15 protein-coding genes are annotated in these 18,180 nt (G+C 66.4%); 8 read left to right on the top strand and 7 right to left on the bottom strand.

The window, feature by feature from the left end; translation table 11 throughout:
- Positions 1–47 precede the first annotated feature (47 nt).
- Positions 48–962 (top strand): AEC family transporter, encoded by a 915-nt coding sequence (locus ACQCVD_RS07100; RefSeq protein ID WP_426823022.1) that lies wholly within the window; start codon positions 48–50, stop codon positions 960–962.
- A 7-nt stretch (positions 963–969) separates the two neighbouring features.
- Here ACQCVD_RS07100 and ACQCVD_RS07095 read toward each other — a convergent pair whose 3' ends face one another.
- Complete coding sequence (locus ACQCVD_RS07095) at positions 970–1,443, bottom strand: YybH family protein (RefSeq protein ID WP_426823021.1); 474 nt, start codon at positions 1,441–1,443, stop codon at positions 970–972.
- A 5-nt stretch (positions 1,444–1,448) separates the two neighbouring features.
- Positions 1,449–3,401: a M13 family metallopeptidase gene (locus tag ACQCVD_RS07090; RefSeq protein ID WP_426823020.1), complete on the bottom strand. Its 1,953-nt coding sequence runs from the start codon at positions 3,399–3,401 to the stop codon at positions 1,449–1,451.
- 86 nt (positions 3,402–3,487) lie between these two features.
- Between ACQCVD_RS07090 and ACQCVD_RS07085 the strand changes: the two genes are divergently transcribed.
- The 7 genes from ACQCVD_RS07085 to ACQCVD_RS07055 all read left to right on the top strand — a co-directional run bounded on the left by ACQCVD_RS07085 (position 3,488) and on the right by ACQCVD_RS07055 (position 9,401).
- The gene (locus ACQCVD_RS07085; protein ID WP_426823019.1) at positions 3,488–4,129 is read left to right on the top strand and encodes a hypothetical protein; all 642 of its coding nucleotides are present in this window, start codon (positions 3,488–3,490) and stop codon (positions 4,127–4,129) included.
- Positions 4,126–5,082: a PrsW family intramembrane metalloprotease gene (locus tag ACQCVD_RS07080; RefSeq protein WP_426823018.1), complete on the top strand. Its 957-nt coding sequence runs from the start codon at positions 4,126–4,128 to the stop codon at positions 5,080–5,082. The genes ACQCVD_RS07085 and ACQCVD_RS07080 overlap by 4 nt, the downstream gene beginning before the upstream one ends.
- Before the next feature lie 891 nt (positions 5,083–5,973).
- Positions 5,974–6,435 carry a hypothetical protein gene (locus ACQCVD_RS07075; protein WP_426823016.1) on the top strand — a complete coding sequence of 154 codons (462 nt, stop codon included), beginning with the start codon at positions 5,974–5,976 and terminating at the stop codon, positions 6,433–6,435.
- A gap of 32 nt (positions 6,436–6,467) precedes the next feature.
- On the top strand, positions 6,468–6,809 hold the full coding sequence (locus tag ACQCVD_RS07070) for a hypothetical protein (protein WP_426823015.1): 342 nt from the start codon (positions 6,468–6,470) through the stop codon (positions 6,807–6,809).
- 230 nt (positions 6,810–7,039) lie between these two features.
- Entirely contained in the window at positions 7,040–7,612 is a 573-nt protein-coding gene (locus ACQCVD_RS07065) for a YdcF family protein (protein WP_426823014.1), read from the top strand.
- 290 nt (positions 7,613–7,902) lie between these two features.
- Positions 7,903–8,964 carry a glycoside hydrolase family 25 protein gene (locus tag ACQCVD_RS07060; protein WP_426823013.1) on the top strand — a complete coding sequence of 354 codons (1,062 nt, stop codon included), beginning with the start codon at positions 7,903–7,905 and terminating at the stop codon, positions 8,962–8,964.
- 41 nt (positions 8,965–9,005) lie between these two features.
- Entirely contained in the window at positions 9,006–9,401 is a 396-nt protein-coding gene (locus tag ACQCVD_RS07055; RefSeq protein WP_426823012.1) for a cupin domain-containing protein, read from the top strand.
- A 14-nt stretch (positions 9,402–9,415) separates the two neighbouring features.
- Here the strand turns inward: ACQCVD_RS07055 and ACQCVD_RS07050 are convergent, their stop codons facing one another.
- The 5 genes from ACQCVD_RS07050 to ACQCVD_RS07030 form a co-directional block, all read right to left on the bottom strand.
- Positions 9,416–9,934, bottom strand: a complete 519-nt coding sequence (locus ACQCVD_RS07050) for a hypothetical protein (RefSeq protein WP_426823011.1) — start codon at positions 9,932–9,934, stop codon at positions 9,416–9,418.
- A 170-nt stretch (positions 9,935–10,104) separates the two neighbouring features.
- Positions 10,105–13,476 (bottom strand): arabinosyltransferase domain-containing protein, encoded by a 3,372-nt coding sequence (locus tag ACQCVD_RS07045; RefSeq protein ID WP_426823010.1) that lies wholly within the window; start codon positions 13,474–13,476, stop codon positions 10,105–10,107.
- A 25-nt stretch (positions 13,477–13,501) separates the two neighbouring features.
- Positions 13,502–15,586 carry a galactan 5-O-arabinofuranosyltransferase gene (locus ACQCVD_RS07040; protein WP_426823009.1) on the bottom strand — a complete coding sequence of 695 codons (2,085 nt, stop codon included), beginning with the start codon at positions 15,584–15,586 and terminating at the stop codon, positions 13,502–13,504.
- Between the two features lie 179 nt (positions 15,587–15,765).
- On the bottom strand, positions 15,766–16,527 hold the full coding sequence (locus ACQCVD_RS07035) for a decaprenylphospho-beta-D-erythro-pentofuranosid-2-ulose 2-reductase (RefSeq protein ID WP_426823008.1): 762 nt from the start codon (positions 16,525–16,527) through the stop codon (positions 15,766–15,768).
- An 18-nt stretch (positions 16,528–16,545) separates the two neighbouring features.
- Positions 16,546–17,961 carry an FAD-binding protein gene (locus tag ACQCVD_RS07030; RefSeq protein ID WP_426823007.1) on the bottom strand — a complete coding sequence of 472 codons (1,416 nt, stop codon included), beginning with the start codon at positions 17,959–17,961 and terminating at the stop codon, positions 16,546–16,548.
- Positions 17,962–18,180: the final 219 nt, after the last annotated feature.

Genomic DNA, 18,180 nt, shown 5'->3' with positions numbered 1-18,180 from the left:
GATGTGATGATTGAAGTCATTTGAATCGTCGGGTTTTGCGAGGAAGCATGCAGATCGTCACCACCGCCATCGTTCCCATCCTCGTCGTGATGGCGCTGGGGTTCGTGCTCAAACGCCGCTGGCTGCCCAGCCCCGCGTTCTGGACGGGCATGGAACAGCTGACCTATTTCGTCCTCACCCCGGCGCTCTTCGTCACTGCGATAGCCTCGGTGGACCTGACCGCCGTTCCCTTCGGGTCCGTGGCCGCCGTCCTGGTCATCCCCATCCTCGTGGCCACGGCCCTCGTCCTGGTGCTCCGGCGATTGATGAAGGCCACGGGGCCGCAGATCACCTCCCTGGTGCAGGGGGCGGTGCGCTTCAACACCTACACCGGTCTGATCTTCGCGTCCGCGGTTGCCGGAGCCGAGGGGGTGGCGTTGTTCTCCCTGGCCGCCGCGATCGTCGTCCCCCTGGTCAATGTGGTCAGCGTGGCGGCGCTGACGGTCTACGGCGACAACGACGCGGAAATCCGGCCGGTCCCGATGGCCCGGCAGATCATCACCAACCCGCTGATCCTGGGGTGTGTGGTGGGCATCGCGTTCTCGCTGGCACCCTTCGAACTGCCCGCCTTCGCCGACGCCAGCCTCGGCATTGTGGCGGACGGCGCCCTGGTCATCGGCACCCTCGTCGTCGGCGCGGCACTGCAGTTCCGGATCAGCCGGCATGACATCGGCATGATCACCGTTGTCTCCGTGATCAAACTGGTGGCCCTGCCGCTGAGCGCATTCTTCCTGGCGCAGTGGCTGTCCATCGAGGGGGTCATGCTCGCGGCGATCGTCATCATCACGGCCCTGCCGCCGGCCCCGTCCTCCTACGTCCTGGCGGCCCGGATGGGCGGCGACGGCCAGCTGATGATCTCGATCACCGGGGTGCAGACCGTGCTGTCCCTGGTGACGCTGCCGTTACTGCTGACCCTGGTGTAACGCGTGTTCAGTCCGGCTGCGCCTGATAGCGAACCGGCCGGAGTGTGCCGTCGTCGCCGGTCAGGTGGGTCTGCGCACCGGGGATGATGTCGGTGTTGTGCGCGGCCACGGCAAGCCAGTCGTCCTCGCCGAACCGGGAGACCACGAAGGTGAACACCCCACGTCGGGTGCCGGCACGGCTGGTGGCGGACGCGTCCGGAACCCGCTGGCCGTCCACCCGCCAGCGGGCGTGCACCACGGCATGGCCCTCACCCAACATCCGGATCCGGGTCTTCTCGAAGACCATCGTGGTGTCCGGGAACATGTCCCGGAAACCGATGGCGTGGTTGTGGCGGATCTGCCGGTGTCCGCGCCACCAGAAGCCGACCACGTTGACGAAGTCCGCGTCCGTCGTGAACACCGCGGTCAGCTCCTCCGCCGACGCCCGGTTCCACGCCGCGCGGAAGCCTTCCGCGACCCCGCCGGGATCAGCGAATCCCACAGCGGCTACCAGATGGTCACCCGCTGCTCGGGCGCCAGATACATCGCGGAGTCCGCCGTGACCTCCGGGAAGGCCTCGTAGAACTCGTCGATGTTCGCCGCGATCTGGTTGCAGCGGAACTCGGCGGGGGAGTGCGGGTCGATCGCCAGGTACTGGGTGGCCAGCTCCGGACGGATGGCGGTGCGCCACACCCGGGCCCAGGAGAGGAAGAGCCGCTGGATGCCGTTGAACTCCCGGTCGGTCAGACCCGGGTCGGAGCCCTCGGCAGTGAACGTGGCCACCGGGGAGGTCTCGAAGGTCTGCCCCTGATCCGCCAGGTACTTCCGGTAGGCCACGACCGCGATGCCCAGGCCTCCCAGGTCGCCGATGTTCTCACCCAGAGTGAACTCGCCGTTGACGCCCTCGGTCTCCACGCCCCTGTCCTTGAGCACCGAGGGCACCAGACCGTTGAACTGCTCCACCAGCTTGTCCGTCAGCTTCTTGAACGCGGCACGATCCTCATCCGACCACCAGGACTGCAGGTTGCCGTCCCCGTCATACTGCGATCCCTGGTCATCGAAGCCGTGGCCGATCTCGTGACCGATGACGGCGCCGATCGCGCCGAAGTTCTCCGCGGCGTCGGCCTCTGGGGAGTAGAAGGGGGCGCGCAGGATCGCGGCGGGGAAGGTGATGTCATTGACCACCGGGTTGTAGAAGGCGTTGACGGTCTGCGGGGTGGCGAACCACTCGTCGCGGTCCGCCGGCTTGCCGACCTTGTTCAGTTCATAGTCATGGAGGAAGGCCGCGGCCGCCCGGACGTCGGCCACCAGGTCCGCGCCAGAGGCGCTCACCTCAAGTCCCTCGTAGCTGCGCCACTTGTCCGGGTAACCGATCTTCGCGCGGAACTTGTCCAGCTTCGCCAGCGCCCGCTCCCGGGTCTCCGGTGTCATCCAGGCCAGGTTGGTGATGCGCTCCCGGTAGGCCTCCGTCAGGTAGTCGACCAGCTGGAGCATGTCCTCCTTGGAGGATGCGGGGAAGTGCTCCGCCACGAAGATCTTGCCGATCTCATGGCCCACCAGCTGCTCGGCCAGGGCCACCCCGCGCTTCCACCGGTCCTTCTGCTCCGTGGCACCGGACAGGCGGGTGCCGTAGAACTCGAAGTTCCTGGCGCCCACCTCCTCCGGCAGCAGCCCGGCGCGGCTACGCAGGATGTGCCAGGTCGCCCACAGCTGCCAGTCCGCCAACCGGTCCTGGGTGAGCAGTCCCCCGATGTGTTCGACGGCCGAGGGCATCATGTTCACCAGCCGGCCCTCGCCGAGCTGCGCCCCGCGCAGCACGGTCTGGATGGCTCGGGGCAGCTCCGCCAGGGTGGTGGGGTTGTAGGTCTTCACGGCGTCGCGGGAAGCGACCACATCCCAGTGGCCGGCGGCGATCTCCGTCTCCAGCTCCACGATGCGGGCCGCGGCGATTTCCGGGTCCAGTCCCTGCAGGCGCCGGTCGGGCTGCAGGAAGGTCAGCATCTGCGCCACGTGCTCGCGGTAGGCGGCCAGCGTTTCCGCGTGCGCCTCCTCGCGGTAGTAGGCCTCGTCCGGCAGGCCGAGTCCGGACTGCACCAGATAGGCCACGGCCTCATCCCCGGACTCTGCCGCGGAGTCCTTCTCCACCCAGAAACCGACCGGGGCCCCCGCACCCACGCGGTCCAGCTCACCGAGCGCCGTGGCGAACTCGGTGATGTTGCTCACCGTCAGGCGATCGAGATCCGCGTCCAGAGGCGACATTCCGGCGGCGTTGATCGCCTCGGTGTCCATGAAGGAATCGAAGAGGGTGCCCGCGCGTCCGGAATCCGCCCGGACGATGGCGTGGACGTCCTCCTCCGCGTCGTCGCGAAGCTTGTGGAAGGTACCGTCCACACCGCGGTCGTCGGGAATGACATGGGACTTCAGCCAGGGGCCGTTGACATAGTGGTAAAGGTCGTTCATGCCGCCAGTCTAGGTGACTGTGACGGCCGTGGCGGCGTCTCCGGCCCGCGCTCAGGAAGTGGGGCGGGGCAGGTAACCTCGCAGATATGCCCCAGTACAGATTCAGCCCGACCCGAGCGGGAAGACACTGGTGGGCAGTGTTCGGTGTCGCAGCCGTGCTGCTGGCGCTGCCCGCCCTACTGAACCTGCTCGTCCCCGACAACGAGGACCGCGTCGATGAGGTTCGCCTGGGCCAGCTCGGCTATGACTGGGAGATCCCGCTGACTGACGCCGCCGGGGAGCCCGTGGCCTGCCGGAAATCCACCGACGTCATCAACGGCTACCTGTGGGACTGCGATGGCACCCTCGTCCGCTCCATGATCGTGGAAGGCAGCAACGACGAAGAGGAGACTCTACGCCGGATGATGCGGATGGAGTTCACCCAGTTTCCCCCGAGGGACATCCCCACCTTCCGGGAGGGGGAATCCCGCATGGTTCTCGACGACCGCTTCGGGGCCGTGGGCATGTCCCTGCCCGGCACCGGGGACCGGGAGAGTCAGTCCATGATCGCCATCATCTACGGCGGCACCGAGGTACCCGAGCTGGCCGACGCCGCCTGGTACCGCTTCACCGACGGGCAGCCGCTGCCCATGCCGGTGCTGATGCTGCTTGAGGGCATGTCCGATGGTGCCCCCTCCCCGGGCTCCCCCGAGGTACCGATGCTCGAGAACATCACGGAGGCGGTATGAGCCGGCTATTCCACATCACCCTCATCGTGCTGACGGTGCTGGGCGTACCGATCCTGCTGTTCTTCACCTTCAGTAACTTCCTGGTCTCCGGCATCGCCGCCGGGGTGGGCATGGTGTTCGCCGTGGTCTACACCGCGTTCTGGCTGGTGGTGCTGCGGGTCAACGCCGCCTGGCCCCGTGCCGGGTTCTGGTGGGTTATCGCCAGCATGCTCTGGGGTGCCGGGGTGTCCTTCCTGGTGGTGATGATCGCCGGCCTGCCCGTCCTGGAGCTGATGGACAAGTTGGGATGGACCTTCGTCACCGCCTCCTTCGGCGGGGCCTACCCGGAAGAGATCGTCAAGGCCCTCGGCGTGGCCGTCATCCTGCTGAGCTTCCGGCGCCTGAACCGGCCCTGGCACGGATTCCTCACGGGCGCGCTGATCGGGCTGGGTTTCGAGGTGGTCGAGAACCTGCTCTACGGCACCTTCGGGGCACTCATGAACCCGAACTCCGATCTGGCGGGTGTGCTGGGGATCTGGGCCCTGCGGGTCGTCGCGGGGCCGGGGCTGCACGTGATCTTCACGGCGCTGGCCGGGTGGGGCATCGGGCTGGCCCTGTTTCGCGCCGGCCGGTCGCTCTCGTGGCGCTGGACGGTGGCGGTGGCCTGGACACTGCTGGCCTTCGCCCTGCACTTCGCCTGGAACCTCATGTGGGAGAGCACCACGGCGCAGGTCATCGCCATGGTCGTGATCGCCCTCATCATGTACCCGGTGGCCATCTGGCTCTACGTCCACTGCCACCGCAGCGCGCGCAACGATGGCAGCCAGGTTGTCCTGCCCGGACTGCTGACCAATCTGACTGCCCTGCAGCATTATCGTGATCGGCATTCTTCCCCGCTGCCGGCGAATAGGACGGAACCGGGAGAGCCGGAAGCGTTCTCCGCCGTCGAGGACCCGGAGCGTCTCCGCGGGTGAAGCGGGTCCGGCCCCGGCGGAGTAGGGGAGCCAGGGGGTCCGCTGCTCTGCGGAGGCCTCGCCTCCGAAGGGGCCGGGAGCTCCGCGGGGGATGGCCACCCTCCCTGAGGTCCCGATCCTGCGGGAGGCAGACATCCGAAAGCCCCTCGAGGAACGGGAAATCAGTCATTCTTGCCGGGATGACTTCCCTGGGACGGGCTTGCCGGCAGAACCGCCGGGTTCTGAGCTCCGTTCCACCGAGGACAGTAATTTGCTGAGCGTAACGGAAGAGCCGACCCAGATCTGAGCAAAGGGGTAGTTCTCCCTCAGGTTGACACGTACCCAATGTGGGAAACAGGGGTGCTTGCGCCTGGGGTGGCCTGCTCCAGAGTTCGCCTCCGCTTGTGACTATCGGGATTCAATTACCGTTTTTGCACGTCAAGCGCGCTTTCGGTGAATCGTGGCTGAATTTGAAAGGGCTGGGAGAGCTGTTCCTGGTGGGGTGGGAGGTGCCGGAGGGAGGGCTGGAAATGCTTCAAGAGTCTCATGAAAGTGATTTCCGCATTCTTCTCGACCTGCGGAAATGCGGGAGATGATCTGCGCTCCATGAATGTTATTCGATTGTTACATACTATCTTTCGGGGCGGCGATAAGTGTTATTGATCTCTCCCGAAAGACCCTGTGAGCTGTTCGTTCGGGTGACACTGGGATGGGTGGGTGGGACCTTAATTCGCCTGAAATGGGATGACCAGAGGCTCAGATAAGCCTGAAAATCCGGCAAACAAAAGTTACCGTGTGGAGTCGACAGGGCCGGTGTTCAGCTGCCGGTCGCGTCAGTACCCACGTTGACTCTCGGCGATCAGATCCATCGTCTTGTGACCCGTAGCTTCCGAGACTGTGAAGGAATTTTCGATGCGCTCTTTCCGTAAGGCAGCCATTGCGGCCGCAACCGTCACTGCCCTGACCCTCGGCACCACCTCGGTCGCCGCCGCCCAGGAGACTGAGGATCCGACCGGCGGCACCACCACCTCCTCCAGTTCCAGCACGAATGACAATGATGCGGCGGACGGTGACGACGTCTCCGATGTTGATACCCCGGGCGAGGGCGACATCGAGATCATGGAGGGTTCCTCCATCCCGGCCAACGGCTCCAGCCGCCTGAACGACAACCTCAACGGCGACCAGGAGGCCGATGGCCGCGCGATCTTCGGCTCCTCCAAGGTGAACGAAGAGACCGGCGCCACCTTTGACGGTCAGCCGGCCTGGGCCAAGCTGCTCTACGGGCTTTCCATCACCGGTGCCATCGGCGCCCTGGTGGGCCTGGTCGTCGGCCCGATCCACAACTTCTTCGTCCACGGCCCGGGCGCGCTCTAAACCCCATAGATTCTCTGAAAGAAGGCACTTCAATGCGCAAGATCCGTAACGCAGCCATCGCCGGCGCCACCGCTCTGGCTCTGACCTTCGGTGGCGTCTCCGCCGCCACCGCCGAGGAGAACGACGGCGAGAACGTCAGCCTCTCCTCCCAGCTCAGCTCCGTTCCCACCGGCGGCTCTTCCGCCTTCGGCGACGCCAACGAGGCCGATGACCGCGGCACCGGCGAAGATGCCCTGGGTGAGGAAACCGATGACGAGGCCACTCCGGAGTGGCTCGGCAAGTGGCGTGATCTGACCACCCTCGCCGGCCTCGGCACCGTTCTCGGCGCCATCATCGGTGCCGTCAACTTCTTCCAGTTCCTGAACGCTCAGTAAGCTACGCACACCGATCCGGTTCTGACGCCGGGTCATCCGGGAATCTGTGGCGACGGACCCGACCTCCAGTGTCTCTGGGGGCGGGTCCGTTGTGGGCTTCCCGGGGTCGGTCACGCCGCCGGCGGCAAATTCAGCGGCACCCCGGCGGGTACGTATCATGGCCCGGTAATGGGGCGCGCGGTGCGGCGTGCGCTCGAGGGCGCGGGAAACGGAAGCGGGGAAGGGCGGGCATGACTCGACGGGCGAATGACCAGGTGCGGAGAGTCTGTGGGCTGGTCGGTGCGCTCGGTGTGCTTGTCCTGGTGGCGATCGCCGGAGTGTCCGTCACCGCCTGGTTTCTCTATCCACCGGAATCTGAAGCCCGCCCGGCGGATGCTGTTCTGGTGCTGGCCGGGGCGGATGACGGGCGGCACGAGTACGGCGCGGGACTCGTGGAGGACGGTATCGCCGATAACCTGGTGATCTCCAGCTGGAATGGCTCGGATTATGAGGTCGGGCGAGCGCACTGCGCTGGCCCGGAGCGTCCCGAGGGGGCACGGTCCCAGTGTATGAAGCCCAGCCCGGTTTCCACCGTGGGGGAGGCGCAGACTTTTGCGGACCTTGCCGCGGAGGAGGGCTGGACCAGTGCCGTGGTGGTGACTAACCGGCCGCACACCCGGCGGGTGCGCAGCGTTTTCGAGCGTTGTACCGACCTGGATATCCAGGTGGTCAACCATAACTGGGTCAGTAAATCCCGGATTCCCTATCACGTGGCCCGTGAGATCGGCGGCTACCTGAAATTCTGGGCCACCAGCCCCTGCTGACGTCTCCCGAGGCGAGCCAGGATGTGTAGATTTCCCTTCTGCGCACCCCGTGTGCTGTGAATCACAACATAAGTTTTCTGTACTTCCACGTCTCGTCTTCCAGCGTTTTGGGCTGGGCGGGCGATAGCTGTCCGCGCTTTTTCCGCAGCTGGGCTGCGCTTTCGGCGGACGTGTGGGATGGAGCGCCTATTTAGGCTGTAACCAGCTGAAACTCAGCTATGAAAGGTCGGGGAAAGTGTGACTATTGTTGCGAGTGTTACGCATGTGAAAGCCTGCTAGCCTTTCCAGCCATGGCAACCGGCATCCGAAAACTGTCCCGACGTATCCCTCTGGTCGCTGCCCCGGTGACCGCTCTCGCGCTGAGCGCGGGGCTGGTCACGGCGCCGTCGGCAAGTGCTCTTGGCTCGTCCTCGCTCAGCGGCGTGGACGTCTCCAGCTGGCAGCATCCTGAATCTGCCCCCATCAACTGGGCGGGGGTCTCCGGGGACGGACACCACTTCGCCGTCGTCAAGGCGACCGAGGGGATCGGGTACGTCAACCCGCACCTGCACGAGGATGCCGGGCAGGCGGCGGCTTCCGGCCTGGTCACCGGCACCTACCACCTGGGCCGGCCGGGAGAGAACGCCTCCCTGCAGGCTGCGGAGTACGCCGCGGCCCTGGCCTCGGTGCCCCAGACCACGATGCCGCCGGTCCTCGACATCGAATACCACGACGGACAGTCCCCGGAGCAGATGCAGGCCTGGGTGCGGGAATTCCTCGACCGCACCCAACAACTGACCGGACAGACCCCGGTCATCTACACCAACCGTTTCTTCTGGGAGGAGCATCTGGGCAACACCACGGAGTTCGCGGATCACCCGCTCTGGCTCGCCGCCTACCAGAACAATCCCCCCACGCAGATGCCCGGCGGCTGGACGCACATGTCCATCTGGCAGCACTCCGAAACCGGCCGGGTCAACGGGGTGAATGCTCCGGTGGACCTCAACCTGTTCAACGGCACGGCCGAGCAGTTCGACCAGTTCGTCACCGGCCAGCCCCTGGTTCCCGGCGATTTCCAGCTGCCGTCCTTCGGGGAGGGGGACGAGGACCTGTTGACCCAGTCCAACGTGGAACTGGTCGGCGTGGTCCTCGCGATCGCGGGCGGTCTCGTGGCCGCCGACGCCCTCGGCGTCACGGCAGGGGACCTGGGACTCAACCCCGCCGACACCGAGCACCTGGTTACGCTGGTCTCCCAGCTCCGGGACAGCGGGGAGCTGCCCGTGGCGGATCTGGCGCTGATGGCCGAAAACGGTGAGTACAGCATCGGCGACCTCATCCTCCTCCTGGAGAGCGCGCAGCAGCCCGGCATCTAAATACCCTGTCTCCGCGGACTGTGATGGGTAGCATCGGGCTCATGAGTGCCACCTTCCCGATCGGAAACCCCGCCAACCCCGACTGGTTCACCGGCGACGCCCACATGGCGTCCCTGGAGGAACCGGCCGAATTGCAGGCCGCCAACGTCACCTTCGCCGCCGGGGCGCGCACGAACTGGCACACCCACCAGGTGGGGCAGCTGATCGTGGTCGTCGACGGCGAGGGGATCTTCCAGGAGGAAGGGCAGCCGGCCCGGCGCATCGTCACCGGTGACACCGCCTGGGCCGGGCCCGGCGTGAACCACTGGCACGGTGCCACGGCCACCTCCGGCATGACCCATGTGGTGGCCAATCTCAAGGACGCGGTCGGCGATTTCGTGGCCTGGGGAAACCCTGTCACGGATGAAGAGTTCGCCGCCGCCAATCGCGGAATCTGAACAACCACGGAAAGTCAGGCCAGCGGGTTGTCCTCCGTCGGCCAGTTTTCCCGCGGCCCCCAGATTGTGCCGGAATCCAGGTGGGTGCTGCGGAACGGCCGCCAGTCACCGTGCAGGCACTGGTGCAGCTGGGCCGCGGAGTCCACGAAGCAGATGATCTCCAGCCAGGGTGGGGCGGATTCATCGTGGACGTCCGCCGGCTCGTGCGTGCGCCCGCAGACCACCAGGTGCGGTGGCCCGGCATCCGGGGTGAGGAGCAGATTCCCCCGGCTGGCCAGGTCGAAGAACAGTGCGCACTGCGCCCGATTAGCGGCCGCACCATGGACCTGGCCGTAGAAGGACCGCGCCCCCTCGCCCAACCAGGAGGCCTCGAAGGCCAACGTATCTCCGCCGACGGTGGGGAACCCGCCGCCGGTGATCCCGAGAAGCGCCGTCCCCGGACTCGGGATGAGGTTGTGGGCAGCCAGGATCTCCCGGATCGCGGGGAGGTTCGGGTCCTCCTCCAGCGGTATCAACCCCAGTGACATTCCCATGGCGGGGAGGGTAGCAGGTGCTGGGGCAGGACGGCTCAGCCAGATGCCGGAGACGCCTGGCAGACATACCCGGCAGGCTACGCCCGGTGCCCCGGATGCACGGAGAAATGACAAAACGGGGAGGGCCCCACCGGAACCCTCCCCGTTGTTGTCACCCCGGGACCACGTGTCTACTCGTCGATCATCATCTCACCCGGGGTCCACAACCCGGAGCGGGTGATCTCCTCGTAGTCGATCGTCGCATCCTGCGGAGCCTCGTCCTCGGAGTTGGTGCGGCGGGTGTACACCTCGATGGAGCCCCAGTCGCGGTGCCAGTCGTTGAGCATGTAGCTGGGCAGCTCAAAGGAGGAGTTCACGGCCTCCGCGGTACCCATCACGCCACCACCGGCGTAGTCCTGGAACGGGGTCAGCGTGACCTTGCCGCCGTGGTCCGGTGAGATCCGGTACTCCGGGATCTCGGCCACTCCGGCGTAGTGGTCGAAGGTGCGCTGGCAGGGGAACTGCAGTGCCACGGACCAGTCGAGCAGGCCCGGCTTCTCGGAGCCGACCACGTTATTGAGGGTGTCCAGGGTGGGCACCCGGGGCGGGGTGAAGGCCAGCCACTGTTCCGGATCCAGACTCGGGTCGGCGGCGGAGATCCGGACCACGTTGGCCTCTTCCGGTAGATCCTCCAGCGGCAGGCGCAGGTTGCGCCAGGACGGGGTGGGGCCGATGTCCAGCAGCTCGGCCTCGCCTTCGTTGGTGACCTCCCCGTTTTCATCCATGGTGCCGTACTCCAGCACCAGCTCCTGGCCGTCCTGCAGGACACCGTTGATGTCGTGGTGCTCGATCCGGCCGGCGGCCGAGACCACGATCAGCGGGGCGTCCTCGCTGTACTCGGGCAGTTCGTACCAGGAGCTGGTCAGCTCAGCGGGGTGCTGCGGGCCCTGGTGCCAGGAACCGGTGACCGGGACCTGCGTGTGGTCCAGACCGAAGGGCAGTCGGGCGGTGGAGCCGTTGATGCCTTCGTCATTGCGGGTACCGCCGGTGGTGCCGGTCTCCTGACCGGTGGCCTCGGCGCTGCCGCCGTCCGAGTCCACGGAGTCGGCGATCTGGCTTCCGCTGGAGGCGGAGACGCCTTCGGCGTTGATTGTCGTCGGGATGCCGTTGGCGGTGAAGCCGCGGCTGTCCTCGCCGTCCAGGGATTCACCGAAGTCGGTGCCGTCCGCGGTCTGGAGGAAGGAGTCATTGGAGTTGGTCTCCAGCATGGCGTCCGAGGCCAGTCCGCACTTGTCGCCGGCCAGCGACCGCAGGTTGCCCAGGCCGACGGAGTAGGCCGGGTACTGCTCCACGAAGCCCTTGGTCAGGGAAGCAAGGGAGAACAGCACCATCAGGCCGGAGACGACGGCCACCGGAGCGGACGCCACCCCCACCCAACGGGAGCGCTTCGCGCGCTCCGAGGCCGCGAGCTCAGCGACCTCGCCGCGCGCCTCGGCCCGGTCGACCCTGACGTCGGACACGAAGGACTGGACGACACCCAGCAGCAATACGGCCAGGGAAATGAACAGCACCACGGTCGAGGCCTCAATGCCGCCGACCTGAACGGTCTTGTCCCACCACGGAATGCTGAAGCTGGAGATGTACCACCAGCCGTTGTTGCCGGCCAGGGCGATGGCGAACACGAAGAGCACCGCGCCGATCAGCAGGGTGCGGATCCGGGAGGAGCGCAGGGCGATATAACTCAGCGCCACGGCGGCCAGAGCCGCCAACGCACCGGCGATACCGGCATAGACACCGAAGTGGTGGGTCCACTTGGTCGGGGTGAACGCCATGAAGAACATGGTGCCGAAGATGATCAGGATCAGCCGCATGGACGGACCGGTCGCAGACCCCGGCACCCGACGGTTGCGCAGGATCGAGGCGATGACCACCGCGAGGCAGAAGAACATCATCAGCACCGCGAAGCGGCGGGTCAGGGAGCCGTCGACGGTGGGTTCCAGCAGCGTCTGGTAGCGGACCCACTCCTCATACCAACTCAGCGCGGGCCCCTTGTCGGCGCGCACCCGGATGGCCTCCATGACGGTGGCCAGGGTCTGGTCGCCGAACACCCCGGTCAGGATCGCGGTACCCGCCGGGAGGAAGGGCGCGATCTGGGCGGCCACCGCTATGAAGACGGTGCCCTTCGAGGAATCGCGCGAGACACCCAGCAGCGGCAGGCGGCGGTTGACGATGCGGATCAGGCTGGACAGCGACGCCAGCAGCGCCGCCACCGCCATCAGGCCGGTGGGGCCGGCACCCAGGGACAGGGTGGCGATGATCGTGCCGACGGCCGCGGGGAAGAGGCGACCGGTGGCGATCGCGCGCTCGAACGACGCCCAGGTCAGCAGCGCGCCCATGGCGATGATCGGTTCCGGTCGGGTGCCGTTGTTGTAGGGCAGCCAGAACGCCAGGAACATGAAGGCGGCGGACCAGTAGGCCACCCGGCGGCCACTGATCTTGGTGCCCAGGCGGGGGATGATCTCCCGCGACAGCACGAACCAGATGACCAGGCCCGAGATCAACGCGGGCAGCCGCATCCAGATCGATGAGGTGGAGACGTGGGTCATCACCGCCAGCAGGTCATAGAAGGGCCAGCCGAAGGGGGATTCCGGCACGCCGAACCAGCGGTAGTAGTTGGCCATGTAGCCGGCGTTGTCGGACACCCGCGCCATGGTCAGGATGAACCCGTCATCGGAGGTGTTGGCACCGATGAAGTGCCAGAAGACCAGGATGGCGCCGACGATGCCGTCCAGCGGTTTCGGCTTCCACCACTGCTGCGGCAGGAAGCGGCGGCCGTGGCGGCCGTCGAGCTTGTCCATGCGGTGCAGGCACCACAGTGAGACCAGCAGCAGAACCAGGCCGCCGTACATCGCGAGGTACTTGATCACGGACGGCGAGGAGGTGAACCGGGAGTTGATCTCCACGTTGACGTCCAGCCCGGCGTCGGTCAGTGCCGCGAGGTTCTCCGGGGTGTCGTCGAGTTCGGTGTAGACGCCGGTGACCTGGGGGCGGACATCCTCGTCGACGGTGCCGGCGACCGGGTCGCCGTCCTCGTCCGTCACCCCGGGGATCTCGGCGGTGGTCTCCTCGCCGGTTGCGGAGAGCTCGAGCACGGCGTCGTCGGGAAGCGCTGCGTAGTCGTCGTCTGAGACCTCCAGAACGACGTTGTCCCGGACGGTGACCACCAGGCTGTCGCCGTAGTCGCGGACGAAGAGTCCGCGGCTGGTGGCGTCGGTGCTGTCCGGGGGCAGGGTACCGATCACCATGGACTGGCCGTCCCGCAGCGCATCAGCGGCGCTGAGCGGAATGCTGGCGTCGAACTCCTCCGGTGCGTAGGACACCAGCGGTGCGTTGACGCTGTTCAGACTGTCATTCTGCGGCCAGCTCAAGGAGGACTGGGTTTGGTTGACCGGCAGGAAGGGCAGTGCGACAAAGGACAGGAATCCCAGCACACCGGTGACGATGGCGAGGATCTTCAACCACTGTGGCGCAACTTTGAGGTTCGTTTGGGCGGTTTCCGACACAGTCGAAGAGTCTACGTCAGTGTTTTCAGTTCTCACGGGTCACCACCACGAAGGGGCCGATCTGAGTGGTATCCCACACGGAGCCGGCCTCAGTGAAGGGTTCGAGGTTGAAGTACACGGAGCTGTAGCGCACGTTCGGGGTGCTCGGGTAGATGTCCTCGGCGAGGTGGAACTTGCCGCCGAGTTCCGGCTCCTCCAGGTTCCCCCGCATGATGAAGACGTCCGGGCCCTGCCAGGGCGCGTTATCGAGGGCCGCGGTGAACGCCGCCGGGTCGGCGAGCTCATCCCAGGACTGTTCGGCCCAGGCCTCGATGGCGTCATTGCGCTTGCCGAACTCCCCCAGCGGGTTGGCGTAGTGGCTGGTGAAGGCCTGGAACCCGCGGTAGGGGTTATAGGCCAGGAAGTTGATCTCATCGGTCAGCACCACGGTTTCGGAGGGGTCGTGTCCGAAGGAGCGGATGTGCTCGTCGATCTCGCTGTAGAGGGAGCCGGCGTCCGGGGTGCGGCGGTCGCCGCGCTCTCCGTCGCCGTCGGTGTCCGTGTAGGCCTGATCGATGTGGTCCTGGTTGCGGTAGGGGATGTCCTGGGCGTACTTCAGGCCGGTGAACATCAGCAGGACCACCATCACGAGGGTGATGGTGCGCGAGAGCCGCGGGCTGAACCGGTCCGGGTAGAGCCGTTCCACCCCGATCAGGCGGATGTCCGCCAGCGCCAGGACACCCGCGGTGGTCAGCTGGAGCACGATCACCGTGGTCAGCCGGAACCCGAGCAGGGTGCTGCCTGCCAGGGTGGCGACCATGGAGGCCACCGCCCAGGCGTAGAAGATGGCCAGGCCGACGCCCATGGCGCGCAGGTCGAGATCGACGGCGCGGACCACCAGGAAGATCAGTCCCAGCAGACACAGGATGCCGATGACCGAGGGGGAGAGGAAGGGCACAGGGATCTCGGTGCCCTGCTGCGGCAGGAAGTGGGTGGCGGTGGCCCCGGACATCGGTTCACCGGACAGCACCGCATAGAAGAACGGACCCCAGAAGATCAGGGCGATGGCCACCGAGCAGACCCCGATGACGACCATGCGCAGGACCGGCTTCCACGAGCGCTCGGAGAAAGCGGCGAAGACGGCGGCGACGATGATGACGGACAGGGCGAGGACGCCGGTGTAGAGGGTGTACATCGAGGCGGATCCGCCCAGGTACAGGATGAGCGCGAGCATGGCGAAGCGGGAACCGCACACGGCCCGCCGCGCCAGGACCGTCGCCGCCGGAGTGCCTAGGGCGACGATGGCGGCGTAGGGCTCATCGGGGCTCATGACCAGCACCGCGCAGATGCTGACCAGGGCGATGCCGGTGGCCACGGCCAGGGAACCGGTCAACCGCTGCCAGACCGGCACGAGCAGGGCCGCGGCGGCGGCCATCGAGACCAGCGCCCAGGGCTGATAGACCGCCCAGCCCTCCATGCCCAGCAGGTTGGCCAGGCGGCCACCGAACCAGAACCAGCCGGCCGGGTAGTAGGTGGGCATGTCAATGTAGTTCATGTCCGACAGCGCCATGGTGTCGGTCATCCGGGTCAGGAACTGGGTGCGGAAACCCTGGTCCACCTGAATACCGTCCAGGTACAGCCGGGTCGACGACAACGGGATGGCGGTGGTGGTGACCACCAGTGCCGCCGGGGAGAGGTAACAGACCAGGTAGGTCAGGATGACCCGCCACCGGGGGCGGGTGACGCGCAGCTCCCCCGTGTCCGCAACGGTGGCCGCGGTGCTGCCGGCAGCGGCGGTGGAGAGCTTCTCCCGCCGCCGGGCGGTGCCGCGGTGTTCATCGAACAGCCAGAAGACCACCAGAGCGCCGACGGCGAGGAGCACGAGGAGCGTGCCGGCCGTGGCCAGCGCCTTGGTCACCATTGAGGTGGAGAAGGCGGGCAGGCTGGTGAAGGTGAGGACGTACCAGGCCAGCAGCGTGAACACCCCGCCACCGACCGCAGCGGCCACCATGGCGAACAACGTGGTGCGGCGGCTGAACAGGTCGGTGGTGTATTCCTCGGTGACGCCGGGGTCCGGGACATCCAGCGGATGTGGCTCCGATCCTCCGGCGGTGCTGGTGGTCGTTGTCATGAGTGGCATTCTCCCACAACCTTTCGGTTTACCCCGACGTATGTCGCCGGGGGCGGGGCAAGATCACATCTGCCCCATGCGTTACGCGTATATCGACGCCCCGGGCGTGCCGCGGCCACGAAAAACCGCCGCAGGCGGAAAGGAGGTGCTTTCCACCCGCGGCGGCGGGATTCATCCTCTTAGAAGGGCAGCTTGCGGAAGATCTGCCGGGGGATGAAGTTGAAGACGGTGGTCACCAGCTGGAAGGCCGGGTGGACGAAGATGATGTCCTTGCCGTCCAGCACCGCCTTCACGGTGGCCTCGGCGACGTCCTCACGGTCCACGGTCAGCGGCGCGGCCTTGGCCTCGGCGGACATCTTGGTGCGCACCTGGCCGGGGCGGACCACCAGCACGTTGGCGCCGGTGCCGCGGAGGGCCTCACCCAGTTGCGTGTAGAAGCCGTCGACACCCGCCTTGGAGGCGCCGTAGACGAAGTTGGAGCGGCGCACCCGCACGCCCGCCACGGAGGACAGGGCGATAATGGTGCCGTGGCCCTGCGCCTTGAAGCGCTGACCGAGCAGCACGCCGACCGACACCGGGCCGGTGTAGTTGATCTGGGCGGAGGCCACGGCCTTGTCGTGGTTCTGCCAGAGCTCCTCCTGATCACCCAGGGTGCCGAAGGCCACGACGGCGACGTCCACGTCACCCTTGGCGAATGCCCGGTCAATGAGCTCCGGGTGGGAATCGAAGTCGGTGGCGTCGAAGTCGAGCACCTCGACCTCGCTGGCGCCGGCGGACTCCATCTCGGCTACGGCGGCGTCGATACGCGGGGAGTCCTTCCGGGCGGCGAGGGTGACCTTGGCGGCACCGCGGGAGAGGAATTCGGCGACGATGCCGAGGCCGATCTCGGAGGTGCCACCGAGGAGCAGGATGTTCTGGGCCTGGCCCACTGCGTTCAGCATTTGTTGATTCAGCCCTTTCTAGTGGAGCTCGAGACGGCGGGACATGTCGGAGGCGAACACCCCGGTGGGGTCGATCTCATTGCGGGTCTTGAGCCAGCCCGCCAGGCCGGGGTACATCCGGTGGAAGTTCTCCGCGGAGGTGCGGGACTCCTTGGCCAGGTAGAGGCGGCCGCCGAACTCCATGACGCGGGAATCGAGGTTGTCCAGGAAGGAGTTCAGTCCCTTGCGGATCGGGAAGTCCACGCACACGTTCCAGCCGGCCATCGGGTAGGACAGCGGCGCGCGGTTGCCCTCGCCGAAGAGCTTGAACACGTTCAGTGCGGAATAGTGGCCGGAGCGCTGGATGTCGCGGATGATCTCCTTGAAGGGCTCGACGGCGTCCATCGGCACCACGAACTGGTACTGCAGGAAACCGGCCGGGCCGTAGCCGCGGTTCCACTCGCCGATCAGATCAAGCGGCTGATAGAACTGCGTCAGGTTGTTGATCTGGTTCCGGGCCGGCTTGCCCATGGCGTAGTAGAGCTCGCCGATGGTGTTCAGCGTCAGCTTGTTCATGGTCCAGGACGGGAAGATGTCCGGCACCGTCATCAGCTGGGGGGCGTTGAACTTCAGCGGGTCCTTGGCCAGCTTCGGGGCCAGCTCCTGGAGCTGATCCAGCGTGGCGAGGTTGCCGCGGGAGATGGTCGAGCGACCCAGCTTCGGCTCCGGGTTGATGGCGTCGAACCAGGCGGAGGAATAGGCGTAGTTGACCTCGGAGCCGTCCGAGTGGAAGGCGATGGTCTCCTCGAGGTTGTCGGTGCGGTCGGTGTCCGCGATGAAGTAGGCGGTCTCCGTCTTGGTCATGCGGATCTGGGCACGCAGGATGATGCCGGTGAGTCCCATGCCGCCGACGGTCGCCCAGAACAGGTCTCCGCTCGGATCGTCCTCGGAACCGTTCGGGGTCAGGTGCAGCACCCGGCCATCGGCCACGAGCAGTTCCATGGACACCACATGATCACCGAAGGAACCGTCCGAGTGGTGGTTCTTACCGTGGATGTCCGGGCCGATGGCACCACCGATGGTGACCTGACGGGTGCCCGGCAGGACCGGCACCCACAGTCCGTAGGGGAGGGCGGCCTTCATTAACTGATCCAGGGTGACGCCGGCGTCCACGTCGACGATCGCGGAATCCGGATCAATCGAGTGGATCTTGTTCAGCGCCGGCATGTCGATGACCAGGCCGCCGCCGTTCTGCGCGGGGTCACCGTAGGAGCGGCCCATGCCACGGGCGATCACGCCGCGGCGGGCATGCTGCGGCTTCGAGCTGTTTTCTTCGGCGACCTGCTTGACTGCCGTGATGATGGTCTCCACATCCGGGGTGGACAGGACCTGGGCAGTCGAGGGGGAGGTGCGCCCCCAGCCGGTCAGGGACTTCTCAGTGGTCTGCAGTTCCATCTTCCGATTCTTCTGTCGACGGACATATCCGACCGCGGCGTTGCAGCACGTAGACAGGCTGCTGCGCCGGGCGAATACCTGATACACCGGAGAACTCTACCCGCGCTCCCTGTGGATTCGATGCGCGCGCGCCGTGAATTCCTTGCCAGCCGGCCGCCCGTGATGGCCGCGGCGGGATCCGGCTGGAACTCCGCGGGACGTTTTCACGTCTTCGGCGGC

The organism is Corynebacterium halotolerans (genome assembly GCF_050107895.1).
Lineage (GTDB): Bacteria > Actinomycetota > Actinomycetes > Mycobacteriales > Mycobacteriaceae > Corynebacterium > Corynebacterium halotolerans_B.
Note: the sequence above shows the minus strand (reverse complement) of the source record. Positions and strands in the feature narration are given on the sequence as shown.

Coding starts and splice junctions, on each gene's coding strand:
- ACQCVD_RS07035 (WP_426823008.1), bottom strand. CDS start 16,527: ATGCTGAACGCAGTGGGCCAGGCCCAGAACATCCTGCTCCTCGGTGGC.
- ACQCVD_RS07050 (WP_426823011.1), bottom strand. CDS start 9,934: ATGGGAATGTCACTGGGGTTGATACCGCTGGAGGAGGACCCGAACCTC.
- ACQCVD_RS07100 (WP_426823022.1), top strand. CDS start 48: ATGCAGATCGTCACCACCGCCATCGTTCCCATCCTCGTCGTGATGGCG.
- ACQCVD_RS07075 (WP_426823016.1), top strand. CDS start 5,974: ATGCGCTCTTTCCGTAAGGCAGCCATTGCGGCCGCAACCGTCACTGCC.
- ACQCVD_RS07030 (WP_426823007.1), bottom strand. CDS start 17,961: ATGGAACTGCAGACCACTGAGAAGTCCCTGACCGGCTGGGGGCGCACC.
- ACQCVD_RS07085 (WP_426823019.1), top strand. CDS start 3,488: ATGCCCCAGTACAGATTCAGCCCGACCCGAGCGGGAAGACACTGGTGG.
- ACQCVD_RS07040 (WP_426823009.1), bottom strand. CDS start 15,586: ATGACAACGACCACCAGCACCGCCGGAGGATCGGAGCCACATCCGCTG.
- ACQCVD_RS07065 (WP_426823014.1), top strand. CDS start 7,040: ATGACTCGACGGGCGAATGACCAGGTGCGGAGAGTCTGTGGGCTGGTC.
- ACQCVD_RS07060 (WP_426823013.1), top strand. CDS start 7,903: ATGGCAACCGGCATCCGAAAACTGTCCCGACGTATCCCTCTGGTCGCT.
- ACQCVD_RS07055 (WP_426823012.1), top strand. CDS start 9,006: ATGAGTGCCACCTTCCCGATCGGAAACCCCGCCAACCCCGACTGGTTC.
- ACQCVD_RS07080 (WP_426823018.1), top strand. CDS start 4,126: ATGAGCCGGCTATTCCACATCACCCTCATCGTGCTGACGGTGCTGGGC.
- ACQCVD_RS07070 (WP_426823015.1), top strand. CDS start 6,468: ATGCGCAAGATCCGTAACGCAGCCATCGCCGGCGCCACCGCTCTGGCT.
- ACQCVD_RS07090 (WP_426823020.1), bottom strand. CDS start 3,401: ATGAACGACCTTTACCACTATGTCAACGGCCCCTGGCTGAAGTCCCAT.